At 63.2% G+C, this 17,027-nt stretch carries 19 protein-coding genes; 11 read left to right on the top strand and 8 right to left on the bottom strand.

All coding sequences use genetic code 11. The features are described from left to right. Positions 1–22 precede the first annotated feature (22 nt). Genes CKO40_RS19665 through CKO40_RS19655 form a run of 3 tightly spaced genes read left to right on the top strand, consistent with a single transcriptional unit; the run spans position 23 to position 1,146 of the window. Positions 23–496 carry a type II toxin-antitoxin system VapC family toxin gene (locus CKO40_RS19665; RefSeq protein ID WP_200348159.1) on the top strand — a complete coding sequence of 158 codons (474 nt, stop codon included), beginning with the start codon at positions 23–25 and terminating at the stop codon, positions 494–496. Positions 497–498: 2 nt separating this feature from the next. Next, a complete protein-coding gene (locus CKO40_RS19660; protein WP_200348158.1) occupies positions 499–705 on the top strand; it encodes a hypothetical protein in 207 nt (68 codons plus the stop codon). Positions 706–762: 57 nt separating this feature from the next. Next, positions 763–1,146, top strand: a complete 384-nt coding sequence (locus CKO40_RS19655) for a hypothetical protein (RefSeq protein WP_200348157.1) — start codon at positions 763–765, stop codon at positions 1,144–1,146. On the opposite strand, the gene CKO40_RS19650 is transcribed toward CKO40_RS19655, so the two are convergent. Beyond that, positions 1,099–3,351: a DEAD/DEAH box helicase gene (locus CKO40_RS19650; protein ID WP_200348156.1), complete on the bottom strand. Its 2,253-nt coding sequence runs from the start codon at positions 3,349–3,351 to the stop codon at positions 1,099–1,101. The genes CKO40_RS19655 and CKO40_RS19650 overlap by 48 nt on opposite strands. A 168-nt stretch (positions 3,352–3,519) precedes the next feature. On the opposite strand from CKO40_RS19650, the gene CKO40_RS19645 reads away from it, so the two are divergent. The 8 genes from CKO40_RS19645 (at position 3,520) to CKO40_RS19610 (ending at position 8,146) form a co-directional block, all read left to right on the top strand. Then, complete coding sequence (locus CKO40_RS19645) at positions 3,520–4,197, top strand: class I SAM-dependent methyltransferase (protein ID WP_338074230.1); 678 nt, start codon at positions 3,520–3,522, stop codon at positions 4,195–4,197. Positions 4,198–4,220: 23 nt separating this feature from the next. Then, positions 4,221–5,498: an ATP-binding protein gene (locus CKO40_RS19640; protein WP_200348155.1), complete on the top strand. Its 1,278-nt coding sequence runs from the start codon at positions 4,221–4,223 to the stop codon at positions 5,496–5,498. A gap of 39 nt (positions 5,499–5,537) precedes the next feature. After that, entirely contained in the window at positions 5,538–5,771 is a 234-nt protein-coding gene (locus CKO40_RS19635; protein ID WP_200348154.1) for a hypothetical protein, read from the top strand. Next, the gene (locus CKO40_RS19630) at positions 5,768–6,052 is read left to right on the top strand and encodes a type II toxin-antitoxin system RelE/ParE family toxin (RefSeq protein WP_200348153.1); all 285 of its coding nucleotides are present in this window, start codon (positions 5,768–5,770) and stop codon (positions 6,050–6,052) included. Before CKO40_RS19635 ends, CKO40_RS19630 begins: the two co-directional genes overlap by 4 nt. Positions 6,053–6,060: 8 nt before the next feature. Then, positions 6,061–7,122, top strand: a complete 1,062-nt coding sequence (locus CKO40_RS19625; RefSeq protein ID WP_200348152.1) for a hypothetical protein — start codon at positions 6,061–6,063, stop codon at positions 7,120–7,122. A gap of 141 nt (positions 7,123–7,263) precedes the next feature. Beyond that, on the top strand, positions 7,264–7,467 hold the full coding sequence (locus tag CKO40_RS19620; protein WP_200348151.1) for a hypothetical protein: 204 nt from the start codon (positions 7,264–7,266) through the stop codon (positions 7,465–7,467). Continuing rightward, entirely contained in the window at positions 7,464–7,853 is a 390-nt protein-coding gene (locus CKO40_RS19615; RefSeq protein WP_200348150.1) for a type II toxin-antitoxin system Phd/YefM family antitoxin, read from the top strand. The genes CKO40_RS19620 and CKO40_RS19615 overlap by 4 nt, the downstream gene beginning before the upstream one ends. Beyond that, on the top strand, positions 7,850–8,146 hold the full coding sequence (locus tag CKO40_RS19610; protein ID WP_200348149.1) for a nucleotidyltransferase family protein: 297 nt from the start codon (positions 7,850–7,852) through the stop codon (positions 8,144–8,146). The genes CKO40_RS19615 and CKO40_RS19610 overlap by 4 nt, the downstream gene beginning before the upstream one ends. Positions 8,147–8,186: 40 nt before the next feature. Here CKO40_RS19610 and ppsA read toward each other — a convergent pair whose 3' ends face one another. The 7 genes from ppsA to CKO40_RS19575 all read right to left on the bottom strand — a co-directional run bounded on the left by ppsA (position 8,187) and on the right by CKO40_RS19575 (position 16,964). Then, positions 8,187–10,568 (bottom strand): phosphoenolpyruvate synthase, encoded by a 2,382-nt coding sequence (ppsA, locus tag CKO40_RS19605; RefSeq protein WP_200348148.1) that lies wholly within the window; start codon positions 10,566–10,568, stop codon positions 8,187–8,189. 337 nt (positions 10,569–10,905) lie between these two features. After that, the gene (locus CKO40_RS19600; RefSeq protein ID WP_200348147.1) at positions 10,906–11,574 is read right to left on the bottom strand and encodes a rhodanese-like domain-containing protein; all 669 of its coding nucleotides are present in this window, start codon (positions 11,572–11,574) and stop codon (positions 10,906–10,908) included. A gap of 61 nt (positions 11,575–11,635) precedes the next feature. Then, positions 11,636–12,193, bottom strand: a complete 558-nt coding sequence (locus CKO40_RS19595) for a hypothetical protein (protein ID WP_200348146.1) — start codon at positions 12,191–12,193, stop codon at positions 11,636–11,638. A 116-nt stretch (positions 12,194–12,309) separates the two neighbouring features. Further along, on the bottom strand, positions 12,310–13,149 hold the full coding sequence (gene soxA, locus CKO40_RS19590) for a sulfur oxidation c-type cytochrome SoxA (RefSeq protein ID WP_200348145.1): 840 nt from the start codon (positions 13,147–13,149) through the stop codon (positions 12,310–12,312). 178 nt (positions 13,150–13,327) lie between these two features. Continuing rightward, complete coding sequence (soxX, locus tag CKO40_RS19585) at positions 13,328–13,702, bottom strand: sulfur oxidation c-type cytochrome SoxX (RefSeq protein ID WP_200348144.1); 375 nt, start codon at positions 13,700–13,702, stop codon at positions 13,328–13,330. A 317-nt stretch (positions 13,703–14,019) separates the two neighbouring features. Beyond that, positions 14,020–14,670, bottom strand: a complete 651-nt coding sequence (locus CKO40_RS19580; RefSeq protein WP_200348143.1) for a response regulator transcription factor — start codon at positions 14,668–14,670, stop codon at positions 14,020–14,022. Continuing rightward, on the bottom strand, positions 14,667–16,964 hold the full coding sequence (locus CKO40_RS19575) for a PhnD/SsuA/transferrin family substrate-binding protein (protein ID WP_207173754.1): 2,298 nt from the start codon (positions 16,962–16,964) through the stop codon (positions 14,667–14,669). Before CKO40_RS19575 ends, CKO40_RS19580 begins: the two co-directional genes overlap by 4 nt. Positions 16,965–17,027: the final 63 nt, after the last annotated feature.

Raw genomic sequence — 17,027 nt, 5'->3', positions numbered from 1 at the left:
ATCGATGAAATAGGGATTCCCTTTGAGTGAAACAGTCTACGTAGAAACGTCGGTTATAAGCTATTTGACAGCCCGACCAAGCAATGACCTGCGTGCGATGGCAAATCAAAGCACGACGATCGAGTGGTGGGAAACGCTTAGGCCGAATTATCGCATTTTCGCCTCCGATCTCGTCATTTCCGAAGCAAGCAGAGGTCATGCAGAAGCTTCGCGGCGTCGCCTCGCTATCCTTGCTGATATTCCCTTGCTTGAAATTTCGGAACATGTCCGAGGCTTGGCGCGGATGCTAATCGAAAGTCATGCGCTTCCCCAGAAAGCGGAAGCGGATGCGTATCACATTGCAATAGCTGCGGTGAACGGCGTCGCATATCTACTGACCTGGAACTGCACACATATTGCAAATGCACACACTCGACCGAAAGTGGAACTCACCTGCCGGGAATATGGCTATGAACCGCCGGTGATCTGTACGCCCCTTGAGCTGATGGAGTCTTAACGATGTGGCAAGATCCTATTGTCGCCGAAACACGAGCACTCAGAGATGAGTACGCCCGTCAGTTCAATTACGATATTGACGCGATCTATCAGGATTTGATGGCAAGACAAGCCGAGCATCCGAATCGTGTCGTCGCTCTGCCACGGCGCAATCCGACAATCAGCACCCTTGCAGCCGATCAAGGCGCTCCAGACGACGCGCGTAGCTAAGTATGGCCATTGGAGTATCGGCTTGCGGACGGATAGAAGGAGCAACGGGTGAGCGGTTTGGACCAGACCCTCGCGATCGACGCGGTCTACACCCGCTCGATCAACCTCAGCCGTGACGGCAATGCGCGCGAGCTGGTGCAGGCCTACCTGCCCACCTCGCGCGCCGTGCAGGCGCTCGAGCAGATGGCCGGCGGGCTCGGGCACGCGGCGCAGAATCGCGCGCTCGCGCTGAATGGACCTTACGGCTCGGGCAAATCGGCACTGGGTCTGTTCGCCGGTGCCTTGCTGTCGGCGCCGGACGGGGCGTTGCACCAAACCGCCGCCGGCGTCCTCGCGCAGACCGACGCGGCGCTCGCGGCCCGCTTCCGCGCCGCCGTTGCCCACTCATTTGGCTCACCTCTGAAAGTACTCATCAATCCGCGTCTTGGCGATCTCCCTTAACCGTTGATGGTCATTCGCGTCGAGTCGCTTCCATAATGCCGGCACGATCCGTAGTTGCGCCAAGTCGCGCGCATAATCGACGAACCCTCGCTGCGCGTATTTCTTGAATGGCATCTCCAGTATCAACCGCTGTATCTCGCTCTCGCTGAGCTCGGTCACGCGGGTCATGCGCAGTTTGCCTTTCTCAGCCGGCAAACCGCAGTTGGATCGCTGCAGATAGAAATCTCGGAATGCGCTTGTTAGTTCGCCAAGCTGCGCCTTCCCTTCATCATCGACGCTGTCGAGTAGGGCGAGCAGCAGAACCGGCTTGTAGCTGGCGCTCATGTCCATGTCTTCGCAGAACGCGAAGAATCGCTCACGGATGTTGGCGGCTATAACAGGCTTCAGACCAAACTGATCGGCAATCGCCTGTTTGCGCGCTTTGGCGAAGTAGAAGTAGCGGCGGCGGCCGAGCGCGAGATCGTGATCCGGCTCCAGCTCGCCCTGGAGGACCTTGTTGCGCAAGTAGCCTTCCGATGCCGCGAGCTGGCGTTCCAGCTCGGCAACCGGGAGCATGTCCTTGATCGCGCTTTGCCAGTCGAAGACGTCGATCTCCTCGTAGTGCTCGGTCCAGAGGCCGAGGTTGAGGATCAGCGGGTCTTGCGGCCCGGTGAGGGCTTCCTCCTCGATGCGGTCCTTTGGCGCTGCGACAAAACCGCCGGGCCGGTATTGCGGATTGCCGGTGGCGCGATGGACATTCCAACTCTGATTGTAGCGCCCGGCGTTGTCGACGAAGTCGAAAACCAGCAGGCATTCCTTGCCCTGGGCCTTGCGTGTGCCGCGGCCGAGCTGTTGCAAGTAGATGATCTTCGACAACGTGGGTCGCGCCATCAACAGGACTTCGATGTCGGGGCAATCCCAGCCTTCGTTGAGCAGATCGCAGGCGCAGAGCATGTGCAGTTTGCCGCGTGCGAAGGCATCGAGCACCTCATCGCGTTCTCGGCTCGGCATCCGGCCGGAGACCGCGCGGGCTGGGACACCTCGAGTGCGGTAGCGCTCGGCGAGCGCCTCGCCGTGGCGGACATTGACGGCGAAGGTGACAGCCTTGCGGCCGCGCACATGATCCAGATAGGTCTGGACGATCAGTTCATCGCGCGCCGGGATGGTGATGGCCTGTTCCAGATCCTTGCGTTGATACTGGATTGCGTTGAAGCGGACCCGGCTGAGATCGACGTTGGTCTTGACCCGCACGCAGCGAATGGGCACCAGCTCACCGCGCTCGATCGCCTCTTTGAGGCTCAGTCGGTGGGCGGTGTCACGAAAGACGTCGAGAATGGGCTTGCCGTCCGGTCGCTCCGGGGTGGCGGTCAAGCCCAGCGTGAAGACGGGACGAAAGTAGGCCAATACCTGCTGGTAGCTGTCGGCCGCGGCGTGATGGGCTTCGTCGATGATCAGGTAGCGGAAGCAGGCGGGGTCGATGTCGCTCAGGCGGTTGCACAGGGACTGCACCGTGGCGAGCACGAATCCCGCATCGGGCTCGAAACGTCCGCCCTGAATGACGCCAGTGGTCACCTCGGGCCATTGTTCGGCAACGGCACGCTCGGTCTGGCGGATCAGATTCTTGGTGTGCGCGACATAGAGCACCGGCTGGCCGACGCGCCGAGCGTCCTCGATCGCGGTAAAGGTCTTGCCGGAGCCGGTCGCATGACCGAGCAGGGCGATGGTCGTGCCCTCGGCGCGGATACTGCCCAGCCAGTCGAGGGCTTCGCTCTGGTGCGTGCGCAGATTGAAGTCTGCTTTACAGGCGCGCTGCTTCGGCAGAAAGTCATCCATGTCGAGCAGGCCGGGCACGCGTTCGAGAAAGAGAGCGAGCTGTTCCTTGACGCGCTCTCGGTGCTGGTCCAACTCATGGTCGGTCCAGCGATACACCTGCCAGCCCTGATGGATCAGGCTGTTCTGACGCAGCAGATCGTCCTCGTACTTGTTACGGTCGAAGGCTGGAGGCTGGTAATGGGTGGGGCCGTCGACCTCGAAGGCGATCCACTTGTTGTCAGCACGGAGCGCGAAATCGATGAAACGGGCGCCGCCCTCGATATCCAGCACCGGGAACTCGGGCGCGAGGAGCTGGGCCTTTTCCAGTCCGAATACCTCGGCGAAGAGGCTGATGAAATCGTCTTCGGGCTGGGTCGACGGCAGCGAGGATGGTTGCGGGGGGCGCTCATTCATCGGGTCGATACTCACGGCCTTGTGTGATGGGCATCGGAGATCGTCGCTGAGCCTCGTCGAACCGGGTACGCTGTTCGCGGGTGCCTCCGATGCCGGTGTGCAGCGCCGCACCTTAACAATGTGCCTCGCGCTAGCGGGCTGGCCGACGACGTCACGGCGGGAGTCCTCGTGTCCATCGCTACCACAGAGCCTGATCTAAACATCGCCTACTACGAGGCGCAAGCCGACCGGTTCTTTGCCGAAACAGCCGAGGTCGACATGTCGGCGCTGCGAGCCCGTTTCCTGGCCTATCTGGCACCGGGAGCAAGGATTCTCGACGCGGGTTGCGGTTCTGGCCGCGACGCGCGCGCCTTTCGTGAGCTTGGATACTGCGTCACCGCGATGGAGCCATCCCGACGTTTGGCAACGCTGGCTGAGTCCTGTTGCGGCCTGCGGGTCGAGCGTTTGCGGTTTCAGGATATCGACTGGTGCCAGCGCTTCGACGGTATCTGGGCCTGCGCGAGCCTGCTGCATGTGCCGATGGTCGAGCTGCCCAACGTACTGCAGCGATTGTCCCGAGCGCTGCGATCTGGTGGCGTACTCTATGCCTCGTTCAAATACGGGCATGGCGAGCGCGACAGCGGCGGGCGCCGGTTCACTGATCTTGACGAAGCCGCGCTCAGTGAACGACTTCAGTGGGCGCCTGAGCTGACAACGATTGAGATCTGGGTGACGGCTGATCGGCGCGTTGGGCGCGAGGCCGAACGCTGGCTAAATGTGCTGCTGGCAAATGACGTGCGTGAGCTCCTCCGGAACACGATGGACGAAGCTGGAGCGATGAAGATCAAGAACGGCACCGAAGTCTAGCGGGTGGGCTTCGATCGCCGCTATTGGCGGCGCGGTTGCAGCGCGCGGTGACCTCGCGCGCGCAGGTGAACCTGCCGGAGCAGCGGTGGCGCGAGCTGGATCGGGCGATGGAGAGCCTGGCCGAGGGCTATCTCGAGATCGCCTGGCAGGGCGCGATCTTCACCTTCTGGACCAATGAGGCGGGGCCTGAGCCGATGCTGATCCTGGACCAAAACGGCGATTCCGTGTACTGGCACTACGGGCACGAGCGGCTCGATAACCGGCACCTGTTGGTGTTCGGCGCGTCCGGTTCGGGCAAGACCTACGGCATCCAGTGTCTGCTCACGGAGATGGCCGTACAGGGGCTGCGCTCGCTGATCATCGACTACACCGATGGCTTCCTGCCGGGGCAGGTCGAGTCACGCTTCACCGAGGTCGCTCAGCCGGCTAGCCACTATGTCGCGAGCGCTGGCTTGCCGCTGAACCCCTTCCGGCGGCAGCAGCAGATCATCGATCCGAATGTGCCACCGCTCGAAGAGAACCCGTATCAGGTCGGATCAAGGGTGGCGAGCATCTTCAACTCGGTCTACGAGACCATGGGTGATCAGCAATTCGCGACCCTGGTGCGGGCGATCGAGAACGGGATCTCGGCCGACGCCGGGTTCTCTCTGAATCAGCTCCTGGAGCGGTTGCAGGACGAGGGGCAATACGGCCTGAGCTTGGCGAACAAGCTGGAGCCGTTCATCAAGGCGCAACCGTTCCGCGAAGGCGAAAACTCGGCCTGGGATGCGATGCTAGCGGCGGACGAGCATTGGGTGCAGGTGTTGCAGCTGAAGGGCTGTGGCCGCGAGGTGCAGAAACTGGTGACCGAGTTTGCGTTGTGGGATCTCTACGACTATGCCTGTACCACCGGCAGCAAGAAGCGGCCGATTCCGGTGGTCTTGGACGAGATCCAGAATCTGGACCATCGCTCGGATTCGCCGCTCGACAAGATGCTGCGCGAGGGTCGCAAGTTCGGTTTGTCGCTGATCCTGGCCACCCAGACCACCAGCAACTTCAACCAGGAGCAGCGCGACCGCCTGTTCCAGGCTGGGCACAAGCTGTTCTTCCGGCCGGCGGACACCGAGATCGAGCGCTTCGCCGCGCTGCTGGCCCAGGTCACGCGCGACTCCAAGTCGGACTGGTCGCAGCGGCTGGCGCGGCTGGAGAAGGGGCAATGCTGGTCGCTCGGCCCGGTCGAGACCTCGGCCGGTAAGCTGCAGACCAAGCCGGTGCTGGTGTCGGTGACGGCGTTGGAGGAGCGAGCGTTTGGCATTGCTTGACGAGGGTTCACGACTGACATCATCAAAGGCGCGAATCGAATGACAGATACAGTAACTTTGGACGATGCGATTGCCACGGCGTCGCGTTTGCCGCTAGAGCAACAAGAGATGCTCGTGGAGATCCTACGTCATCGTCATATCGATGCAAGGAGGCGGGAAATTGCGGAAGAAGCGCAACAAACACGAGCAGGTTTTCGAAATGGACAGCTACCCGCACAATCGGTAGAAGATACACTCGCTACGCTGCATCAAGATCTGATTGAGGACAAATGACCAAGCTGGTCTTATCCTCGAAGTTCAGGCGCAGCTACAAGAAGTTTGTTAAGCGCGATCGGGGCTTGCAGGCAAGGATTGATGCCGTGATACAAGACTTAAAAGAAGACGTTTTTCTGCCGCGGCTCGGGACGCATAAACTCAGCGGTCACTTGCTTGGGCTCTTTGCCTGCACTTGTGGCTACGATTGCCGGATCGTTTTTGGTTTAGAGAATGATCCGGAAACAGGCGAAGACGTTATCTTGCTCGTCGATATTGGCACGCACGACGAGGTCTATTGAGCCTCTTGATGGAACAGCTACCGCTGAATTTTCCGCAGACCTTCTTGCCCGATCGTCGGTTGCTGAGCCAATTGCTGCGATTCGCGACAGCGAATGGGCGAGGGGACAAAGAAGCGATCGGCAGCGAGACCGGGATTCCGACCGGCAAATCGACCGGGAAGGTCGAACCGATGATCCATTACGCGCGCGGCATGGGGCTGATCACGGCCGAGCGGGAGCGGGGCGAGTGGCAGCTCGGCGCGACGGCGCTCGGGGCCGAAGTGTTGCGTGAGGACGCGTTTTTCAGCGAACCGCTGACACTCTGGCTGCTGCATCTGCTGCTGTGCCGGCGGCTCGTCGTGCAGCTACAGCGCATCGCCGAGCATGTGACCGCCTGGGAGCAGGGCGAGGTGCCACCGGAGCGTCTGTCGCAGGTGCTCGCGCAGCAAAGCGCCGATCAGCTCGCCGGTCTGCTGAGACTGTTGAATGACCAGGAGGGCGATCAGCCAGCAGATGATGTGAAAGAGGGTCTGGAAGGAGAGCCGGAGGAGATCGAGCCGGCCTGGGATCTGGCGGCGGTCTATCAGGCGTTGGTGCAGGAGCGTGTTGCCGCGGCTGAACGACGCTCGGAAGAATGGATCAAGCCGCGGCGGCCGTTGCGGGATGTGATCGCGCGCGCCGATGCGAGCGAGTGCGAGCGGATCGCGCATGAGCTAGACGGCGCGCCGGGCTATCTGGCGCGGGCGCATCAGGAGGAGATCGCGGCGATGCGCGAGGCGTTGGCGCAGCGGCGGGCGGCGTTGGAGGCCGAGGCCCGCGCCGCGCGCGTGCAGCGCTGGCGGGAACAGTTTCCGGCGGCTGATGCGGTCGCTCAGCTCGATAAGCATCGCACCGAACAGTTGCTGCAGGCATTGCGCGAGCCACCGGACCCGCTGACGGCGGCTGAACAGGCGGCGCTGGAGCCGATCGGCAACGCCCTGCATGCGCATTATGATCAGATGAGCCTGGACGAGATCCTGGCCCGTATCCGGCGCTTGTCGCAGGCGCGCCAACGCGAGCTCTACGGGATGCTGGCCGCTGAGTTGGGATGAGCGTTCCTGTTTTCCCGCGCTCGTAGGCGGCTCGCAGGGCGACGGCCTCTGACCTAGTCTAGGCGCATCTGCGCGAGCGCGTGTCGTCACTTCAACCGAACGCGCTCAGCCAAGAGCAAACCTTTTCCGGAGATCGATGCGATGGTCACACAGGTACAATACGTTGTCGACGGCGCTGGCCAGCGCACGGCGGTGCTCTTGCCGCTGGATGACTGGGAGCGCATCCAGGATGCGCTCGAGGAGCTGGCCCATATTCGTGCGTATGACGAGGCGAAGCGTCATCCCTCCGAACCGGTTCCTTTTGAGCAGGCGATGGCGGAGATCGAGGGAGACGCGGAACCTTGACCTATCATCTGGTCATCGAGCGTCGTGCGCAGAAGGCGCTTGCGCGCTTGGAACAGCGCGAGCGCAGCCAGTCGCACGAGCCATGGCGCCATTGGCAAGGTCGTCGGGGTATAGAATTTGTACAACGGGATTGTGCAAACGCTGTGATGAGTGAGATGGAGTCGGTCAACATCAGCGAGCTACGCAACCATTTGCCAAGGTATCTAGCGCGTGTGGAAGCCGGCGAACAGCTCTTGGTGACCCGGCGCGGACGCGTCGTGGCACAAATCTCGGCAGTGGAATACGGGCAGACGGTGGCCAGGCGCCAGTTGGAATCCTTGCGGGAAAGGGCGCGTGTGGGTGATGTGGTGAGCTCCATCGAGGAGTGGTTTACAGTAGAACGATGAACCGAGACGAGCTCCGGCGCGAATCCGAGACCTGTATCCGCAACGTCCTGCGAGATCATGTGCAGGACGGTACGGCGGTCTATCTTTACGGCTCGCGGGCGCGGGGCGATGCGGCATGGAATTCCGATTACGATCTCTGGATCGATGCCGATCTGCCGGATCGGGTGATCGCCGAGATCATCGACGAACTCGATGAGTCGATCGTGCCCTTTCATGTCGATCTCGTCACCACACCGAGGCTGAGCGGTGCCTTTGGTGAACGCGTGCGCGCGGAGGCGAAGCGATGGATGTGAAGCTCGCAGCCTTTGAGGCATCCCTGCCTCTGTTCGGTCCTCAGCCGTTATTGTTGAGATGCTCGGCCAGGTAGAGCCAGGTGTCGATCACGGTGTCCGGGTTCAGCGAGACGCTTTCGATGCCCTCCTTGACCAGCCAGTCGGCGAAGTCGGCGTGGTCCGATGGACCCTGACCGCAGATGCCGACGTACTTGCCCTGCTTGCGGCAGGCCTGGATCGCCATCGACAGCATCGCCTTGACCGCCGGGTCACGCTCCTCGAAGTCGGCCGCGACCAGGCTCGAGTCGCGGTCGATGCCGAGGGTGAGCTGGGTCATGTCGTTGGAGCCGATCGAGAAGCCGTCGAAGTACTCGAGGAACTGCTCGCCGAGCACGGCGTTGGACGGGATCTCGCACATCATGATCAGCTTGAGCCCGTTCTCGCCGCGCTTCAGGCCCTGCTCGGCGAGTGCTTCGGTGACGGCCTTGGCCTGATTCAGCGTGCGCACGAACGGGATCATGATCTGCAGGTTGGTCAGGCCCATCTCGTTGCGCACGTACTTGAGCGCCTCGCATTCCATCGCGAAGCAGTCGCGGAAGGTGTCGGCGACATAGCGGCCGGCGCCGCGGAAGCCGATCATCGGGTTCTCTTCCTCGGGCTCGTAGCGCGGGCCGGCGATCAGGTTGGCGTACTCGTTGGACTTGAAGTCGGACATCCGGATGATGACCGGATTCGGCGCGAAGGTCGCGGCCAGGGTGGCGATGCCTTCGGCGAGGCGCATCACGAAGAACTCGCGCGGGCTCGGGTAGGCGCTGATGCGCGGGCCGATCTCGGCCTTGAGGTCGTCGGGCAGCTGGTCGTATTCCAGCAGCGCCTTGGGATGGATGCCGATGGTGTTGTTGATGATGAACTCGAGCCGGGCGAGGCCGACGCCGGCATTCGGCAATGAGGCAAAGCCGAACGCGCGCTCGGGGTTGCCGACGTTCATCATCACCTTGACCGGGACCTCGGGCATCTTCTCGAGCTCGACCACCTTGTGCTCGAAGTCCAGCTCGCCGTCGTAGATGTAGCCGGTGTCGCCCTCGGCGCAGGAGACCGTCACCGCCCGGCCGTCGGCAATCTTGTCGGTCGCGTCGTTGCAGCCGACCACCGCTGGCACGCCGAGCTCGCGGGCGATGATCGCGGCGTGACACGTCCGACCACCCCGGTTGGTGACGATGGCGGCGGCGCGCTTCATCACCGGCTCCCAGTCCGGATCGGTCATGTCGGTGATCAGCACATCACCGGCCTGGACCTCGTGCATGTCGCGGATCGAGTCGACCACGCGCGCCTTGCCGGCGCCGATGCGTCCGCCGATGCTGCGGCCGGTTGCCAAGACCGTGCCGGTCTCTTTGAGGCGGAAGCGCTCGATGACTTGGCCGCTGCGGCTCTGCACCGTCTCCGGACGCGCCTGGACGATGTAGAGCTCGCCGTCGATGCCGTCCTTGGCCCATTCGATGTCCATCGGGCGCTGGTAATGCTGTTCGATCAGCACCGCCTGCTTGGCCAGGGCCTCGACCTCGGCGTCGGTGATCGAGAACTGGCCGCGCAGCTCGGCCGGGGTCTGTTCGGTGCGCACCGGCTCCCGGCTGCCGGGCTCGGCGAAGACCATGCGCATGGCCTTGTCGCCGAGGCTGCGGCGCAGGATCGCGGCCCGGCCGGCATTGAGGGTGGGCTTGTGCACGTAGAACTCGTCCGGATTCACGGCGCCCTGGACCACCATCTCACCGAGACCGACGCTCGAGGTGATGAAGACCGCCTGGTCGTAGCCGGATTCGGTATCCAGCGTGAACATCACGCCGCTGGCGGCGAGATCGCTGCGCACCATGCGCTGGATGCCGGCCGAGAGGGCGACCTCGGCATGGGTGAAGCCCTTGTGCACCCGATAGGAGATCGCGCGATCGTTGTAGAGCGAGGCGAAGACCTCCTTGATCGCGTGCTTGACGTTGTCGAGCCCGTGGATGTTGAGGAAGGTCTCCTGCTGGCCGGCGAACGAGGCGTCGGGCAGGTCCTCGGCCGTCGCTGAGGAACGCACGGCCCAGGTGGTGTCGGCGGCGCTGCCGGTCTTGTCGGCGAGCTCGGCATAGGCGGCTTCGATGGCCGCGTCGAGCTCCGGCTGGAAGGGTTGCTCGATGATCCAGCCGCGGATGCGCGGGCCGGCGGCGCTGAGCGCGGCGATGTCGTCGACATCGAGGGCGTCGAGCTCGGCCGCGATGCGTTCGGCGAGGCCGTCAACGGCGAGAAAATCGCGGTAGGCCTGCGCGGTGGTCGCAAAACCGCCCGGCACACGGACTCCGAGCTTGGTCAGATGCTGAATCATCTCGCCGAGCGAGGCGTTCTTGCCGCCAACAACGGCTACATCGTCCATCCCCAGCTCGCTCAGCCAACGCACATAATCGGTCATTGCTTTGGATGCCTCCAAACGGCCAAAACAAAACACTATAGACGATGCGGCAATGAGGGTTTGTGCGGTGCATCAATCGGCCGCATCCGGTCGTCCGGGGCTGGAGGCCGCGGCGGCCACCTCAAATCGGGCGTCGATTTTCCGATCTGAGAATGTAAGCCATTGGATTTGTTGAGATCCGGCGCAACCCTGCCGCCTGTTCGGTGGGCATCGGGGACGAAGCGTGTGTCGTCGTCGACGGCGACACAAAAAAGGCGCCCGAAGGCGCCTCTCGCAGTCTGTTGGCGGTAACCCGCAGTGGACTGGGGAGCGGGTTGGGCAGCGGGCTGGGCAGTGGTCAGGGCTTCACGGTGGTGAGCCCGACGCTGACCCAGTCCTGCATCCCGCCGCGGTACCACTTCAGCTTGTGCACCGGATAGCCGTATTCGACCAGGGTTTTGAGGTTGGCGGTCGACTGCGGACACCAGATGCCGTTGCAGAACAGCACCAGCGTCTTGGCCTCTTCGAAGCTCCATTCGCCGGTCTGAGGGTCCTGATTGGCACCGAACTCGTCGGCCAGGATATGGACGAAGGTGTCGGCCTCTGCAGGGGTCTCGAAGGTCCCGGCGGTATCGGTGTTGATCTTGTTCCAGGGGATGTTGACCGAGCCTGGGATCGTCCCGCGCATGACCCAGTCCGGGGTGCGTGAATCGACCACCATGATCGACTTGTCGCCCTGGTGGATGCGGTGCAGGTAGTCGAGCACCTCGAGCTCACCAACGGTATTGACGCCCGGGATCGGGTGCATCGGCTGGACGCAGAACGGCGGGCAGCCGCGGTCGGTCTTCTGGAAGATCTCGGGCAAGGTGGCGTTGCGATCGTGGCCGCGGGTGATGGTTACGGTCTCGCCGTCGTCGGTGACCTCGACGCTCTCGATCATCGGCGTGATCTTGTTATCGGCGGCGATTGCGGCGGTGCCGAAGAGCATTAGCAAGACAGCGGCGATCAGGTTGTAAGGGCTTCGCATGGATGACTCTCCTCTCGCTGGCGGATTAGATTGGGCTGGCCCGGGCTAGGCGTAAAGATTGTCACTCGAGCGCTTTACGCATGTAGTCGGGCATGTCGGCGTCCTTCTCGGCCAGCGCCTGCTCGTACCCCTTCTCGGCCTGGAACTTCGCTGCACTTGCAGCCTCGATCGCCTTGTCGAATTCACCGGCTCCCATCAATGTTTCGGCGCTCTTGATCATCTTGCCGACATCGCGCCATTCGCCTCCTACCTCGGCGGCCTTTTGGCGGGCCGCCTCCGCGGCGGCGATCATGGCCTCGGCTGCGGCGGCCTTATCGTCTTCGAGCTCGACCTCGCCAGCGGCGACCTTCATCGCAAACTCGTCCTGACGCATCGCCCAGTAGGCGTACTGGCGTGCACGGGTGTACTGCCGAGACGGCAGCAGCGATTCGGCCTGCTCGATCATCTCGCCGGCGAGACTGTCCTCGACCCCGGCCTCGACTGCCTGTTGGCGTAGAACCTTGGCCTCGGCGATAGCGGCTTCGGCCTCGTCGCGGGTCGTCGCCCAGGTGGCGGTCGCCGGGATCAGGACCATCAGGCCGATGGCGATGATCCCGGTGGTGATACGGCGCATCTTCATACGGAATTAGCTCCTCTCGTGTTCCTCAATGGTCCCGCCGGTGGTCCTGGCTTAGCAGGGCTCGCTCGGCGGGACCGGCGCTTCGTTTTCAGCTCGGTCTCAGAACGGCTGTGGGGCTACTTGCGTGCGCCCGGGCCGTTGATCTCGAAGCCGTTGTTCATGTAGGTCAGGAAGTATTCGAGGTTCCGATATTCTTCGCCCTGGGCCTCGAACGGCTTGGCGCGGACCTGCTTGTTGCAGCCCGAAAAGCGCCGATGCAGGGTGCCCATTGCGCCCCACTTGGAGCGATAGACCGGAAAGTGGGTCGTATGGCCAAGTGCCGGGCTCAGGATCTCGGTGCGCAGGGTGGTGCCGGAGTTGCCGACATGGCAGCTGGCGCAAGAGAAGTTGAGCTGGCCGCGACGCGCGAAGTAGAACTGCTTGCCCTTCTCATAGGCCTCGAGCGCGCGGGGATCGTCCTCGGGGATCTCGACGTTGATCACATCGCCGCGAGATTCGTACGCCATGTAGGCGACAATGTCGTTGATCGGCCCCTTCTTGTACTTGAGCGGCTCCTCGCCGTTGGCCTCGCGGCACTCGTTGATTGCAAGCGGCAGTGTGACCACCATGCCGCGCTCCTTGTCCCAGTGTGGGTACTCGGCCTTGACGCCTGGCCCGTCCGGGAAGCAGTCGGCGTAGGTCTTGCCGTTCGCGAACGGGGTGTTCCACATCTCCTCACCGTTGCTGATCGCGGTCTCGTAGGGCGGGAACTCCTCGATCGCCTCCCAGTTCTCGCGGCCGACCGGGTCGATCGAGTAGACGCCGTTGGCGAAGTCGTCCTTCGGCACCTGCGGGAAGCGCTCTTGGAAGTAGGCCTGCCAGGCGGCCTGATCTTCCTCCGGCGTGCTTGCGATGATCGGTGCGGCCAGCAGGCAGCCGACGGCCAACGCGCTGATGGTAATCAATGATCTCTTCATCTTGGAATTGCCTCCAGGTGGAATGCTCCGATTCGCGGGAATCTGACATCGGGCGTTGGACGCGTGGGCCATTCGTGCAGCCTTCACTGTCGACGCCGCCCGAAGCCGACATTCGCCTTATCCTCGGGGTGCCATGGACGATGCGTCGCGAGACACCACGGATGTGGGTACCTCTGGCTCAGAGAGACCAGACGTACTCGACGACGTCGACAAACTCCTGGTCGCTCAGGATGCCGTGCTTGCCGAACGGCGGCATCACGACGTCTGGGTTCTTCACTGTCGGGTCCCAGATCTGTTGGGCCAGGTCGGCCTTGCTGCTGTAACGGGTCTGAATCGCGACGAGCGCGGGGCCGATTGCGCCGGGGGATTCGCCGCCGGGAATCATGTGACAGGCAATACAGTTGCCCTTGGAGCGTGTCATCGCGATCTCCTTTCCGGACTCGACGCTGCCCTCGAGTGTCAATGCGGGCATGTCCGCGACCGCCGGGACAGTGAGCAAGCCGAGGGCGATTGCTGCGGTGGTGCTGCGGAGTCGGGGACTGGCTGACAGCATGGTGTACCTCCTGATGCTTGATGGCTTGGTGCAGGTGATTCGGGTCGCTGCAGCAGAAGCCGGCGACGTCTCTCGTTTTGGTGCCTTAGGGTTGTCGGTCCCTAAGTTGCGCATTGGATGCGCCCGCTGTTGTGATCATCCAGGCAACGCATCCGCGGCCGCTCTGCTGATCAGGAAGCGGCCCTGATCCTTCGCAATCGCGCTGCGTGACCGACGGAAAATACTGACGAAAGATCGCGATCAACGCAACTTTGCGAAAACGCATTGCAATCCCTGAGAGCCTATCAGACGCGTCTTGGGGCCGGAAATTCCTGTTGTCACCCGAATGACTGGTGGTTTTCCAAGGGTTCCTCGGCGGCGAGCTGGTGCTCGAGCATCAAGCGCATGAGCTCGGACAAGGAGCGCGCCCCGAGCTTGTCCATCACCTTGGCGCGATGGGCCTCGACGGTGGACTGGCTGATCTGCAAGTCAGCGGCGATGACCTTATTGCGTTTGCCGGCGACGATCTGATCGAGGATCTCACGCTCGCGCGGCGTCAGACGGTCGAGCCGTTGATTCACCTCTGCCACCCGCATCGCGTGGCCGCGGCGGCGGCCATCCACGCCGAGCGCTCGGTGGACGGCATCGAGCAGGGCCTGATCGTTGAAAGGCTTCTCGAGGAAGTCGACGGCACCGGCCTGGACCGCCCGGACCGCCATCGGGACATCACCATGACCGGTGATGATCACGATCGGAGGGTAGAGCGGCTCGTTTGCGAGGCGTGCCTGAAGCTCGAGCCCGCTCATGCCGCGCATGCGGACATCGAGGATCAGGCAGCCGGGTCGCTGCGGGTCGAAGTCGTCGAGGAACGCCTGTGCCGACTCGTAGGCACGGACCGGGAGTCCGACCGAGTCCATCAATAGGCTGATGGCGTCTCGAACCTCGTCATCATCATCGACGATGAACACCTGTGGCTCAGCGTTGGTCATGCCGATTGCACTCCAGTTGACTGCTTGATAGCTGGTTGCGCTGTGTTGGGCCCTGAAGGCGACACGCTGGCCGCGACGGGCAGCGTGAATTGAAACCGGGCGCCAGCCTCGGTGGCGGCGGCGCTGAGCCGGCCACCGTGTGTTTCGACGATGCCGGCGCTGATCGAGAGACCGAGCCCGAGGCCCTTCTGTTTGGTGGTGACAAAGGGCTCGAACAGGCATTCGCGCACCCGCTCCGGTATTCCGGGGCCGTTGTCCTGGATGCAGATTCGCACCCTGTCCGCGCCGTCTTCCTCCAAGCGGCTGGCCGACATCCTCAGTCGATGGCTGCCGGGCGTTTCGGACATGGCCTCGATGGCGTTGCGGGCCAGATTCAGGATCACCTGCTCGATCTGGGTCCGTTGCACCATGACCGAATCGACGCCCTCGTCGATCTCGATGGTGAGCGCCACGCGATGCTGGCGCGCATCCTGATGCAGCAAGACCTTGACGGTGTCGAACAGCTCGGCCACCCGGACCGGCGCCACCTCAGGCGCCTCCTTGCGCACGAATCGCCGCAGATGGCGGATGATCTCGCCGGCGCGCTCGGCCTGCTCGGCGATCTTGGTCATGATCTCGCTGTAACGGACCATGTTGCTGCGGCCGTCTTCGATCAGGCGCACGCAGGCACGGGCATTGGTGGTGATCGCGGTGAGCGGCTGGTTGAGCTCGTGCGCGATCCCCGAGGCCATCTCGCCGAGCGTGCTCAGACGCGCGACGCGGGCCTGCTCGACCTCCAGGCGGCGGATGCGCTCGGCCGCATCGCGACGCTCGGTGGTGTCGCGAAACACGACGACGCTGCCGACCGTCCTGCCGTTGGCGTCGCGGATCGGGGTGGTGCTGTACTCGACCGGAAAGCTCGAGCCATCTCGGCGCCAGAACAGGTCGTCTTCGATGAACCGCGGCCGCTGGTCGCGAAAGGTGGCGTAGACAGGGCAGTCCTCGCTGCCATGCGCGGTGCCATTGCAATGGCTATGGTGCAGCACCTGGTGCTGATTGCAGCCGATCAGCTGGTGCGCCTCCCAGCCGGTCATGCGTTCGACGGCGCGATTGACGAAGGTCGTGCGGCCGTTGAGGTCGACCCCATAGATGCCCTCGGCCACCGAGTTCAGGATCAGCTGTTGGCGCTGCTCGAGCGTCGATTTGGCCCGGTTCAGGCGTGCGTTGAGCGCCTGGAGGCGGCTGGTGAGCGCGATCATGACCAGCAGTGCGGCAACGCCGAGGACGACCACGAGCCAATAGCGCCGGAGCGCATCGAGCAGGGTGAATGCCTTGGGCTGGTCGTAAGGCCGGTGCTTCAGCTCGCGGAGCAGGCTGTGGACCGGGCGATAGTCCAACGGCACCGTCCAGCCCGAGTAGCTGCCGGCGAGTGCGGCCGGATCATCACGCGGCATCTGCATCAGCGCGATCGCAACCTGCTGGGCCAGTCGATTGTCGGTCCGCTGCAACGTGCTGAAGGGCCATTCGGGGTAGAGCGGGGTGCTATGCAGCAGCGCCAGCTCGGGATCGCTGCGCTGGCCGAGGACCCGAAACCGCGACAGCTCGATCAGGCCTTTCTGGTCCATCTGCTCCAGGATGTCGGTGCGCACGATCCCGACATCCGTCCGCCCATCGCGCACCGCTAGCACCACCTTGTCATGGATGCCGGCGAAGCGGATCGAGGCGATATCCTTCGGCACCCGGATGCCCTGGCTGCGCAGCACGTCGAGCGCCATCAGATAGCCCCCGAGCGAATCCGGATGCACCGCCATAAGGCGCTTGCCCTTGACGTCCTCGAGGCGGCTGACCGAGGGATGGTCGCGGCGCGTGAAGATCACCCCGCCGAAGAGGTTGCGCTCATGCTGGCCGACACCGTTGCGAATGGTGGCGATGCGCGAGATCCGATGACGGACCTCGAGGTCGACGTAAATCCCCGGGTTGGCCAACAGGAAGTCGACCCGCCCAGCGGCCACGGCAGGCCCGACCTCATCAAACCCGAGCGGCTTGATCCGGAAACAGTGGCGGGGCAGCTGTTGCGTCAGGTAGTCCGCTGTCGGTCCCCAGTTGCGCTGGGTCACTGCGTCACCCCGGTGACTGAGCACCCCGATCTCGATCTGTCGAACCGGTTCGCGCTCGGCCGCGCCTTGTCCGAGGACCGCGACCGGCAGCCAGGATGCGGCCGTCGAGCCGATCAGGAGCAGGGCATGGAGCAGGGCATGGAGCAGCCGTGGCGGGCGGCGCAGGGAACGCCGGGAAGGCAAGAACGACAATCGCATCGGCGAGAGGGCGAGGAGAGGGTGGCGGGCCTGCTAGAGGGTGGTAAGGGGGTTGGCTCGGGG

It is taken from the genome of Halochromatium glycolicum, from assembly GCF_016584085.1.
GTDB lineage: Bacteria > Pseudomonadota > Gammaproteobacteria > Chromatiales > Chromatiaceae > Lamprobacter > Lamprobacter glycolicus.
Note: the sequence above shows the minus strand (reverse complement) of the source record. Positions and strands in the feature narration are given on the sequence as shown.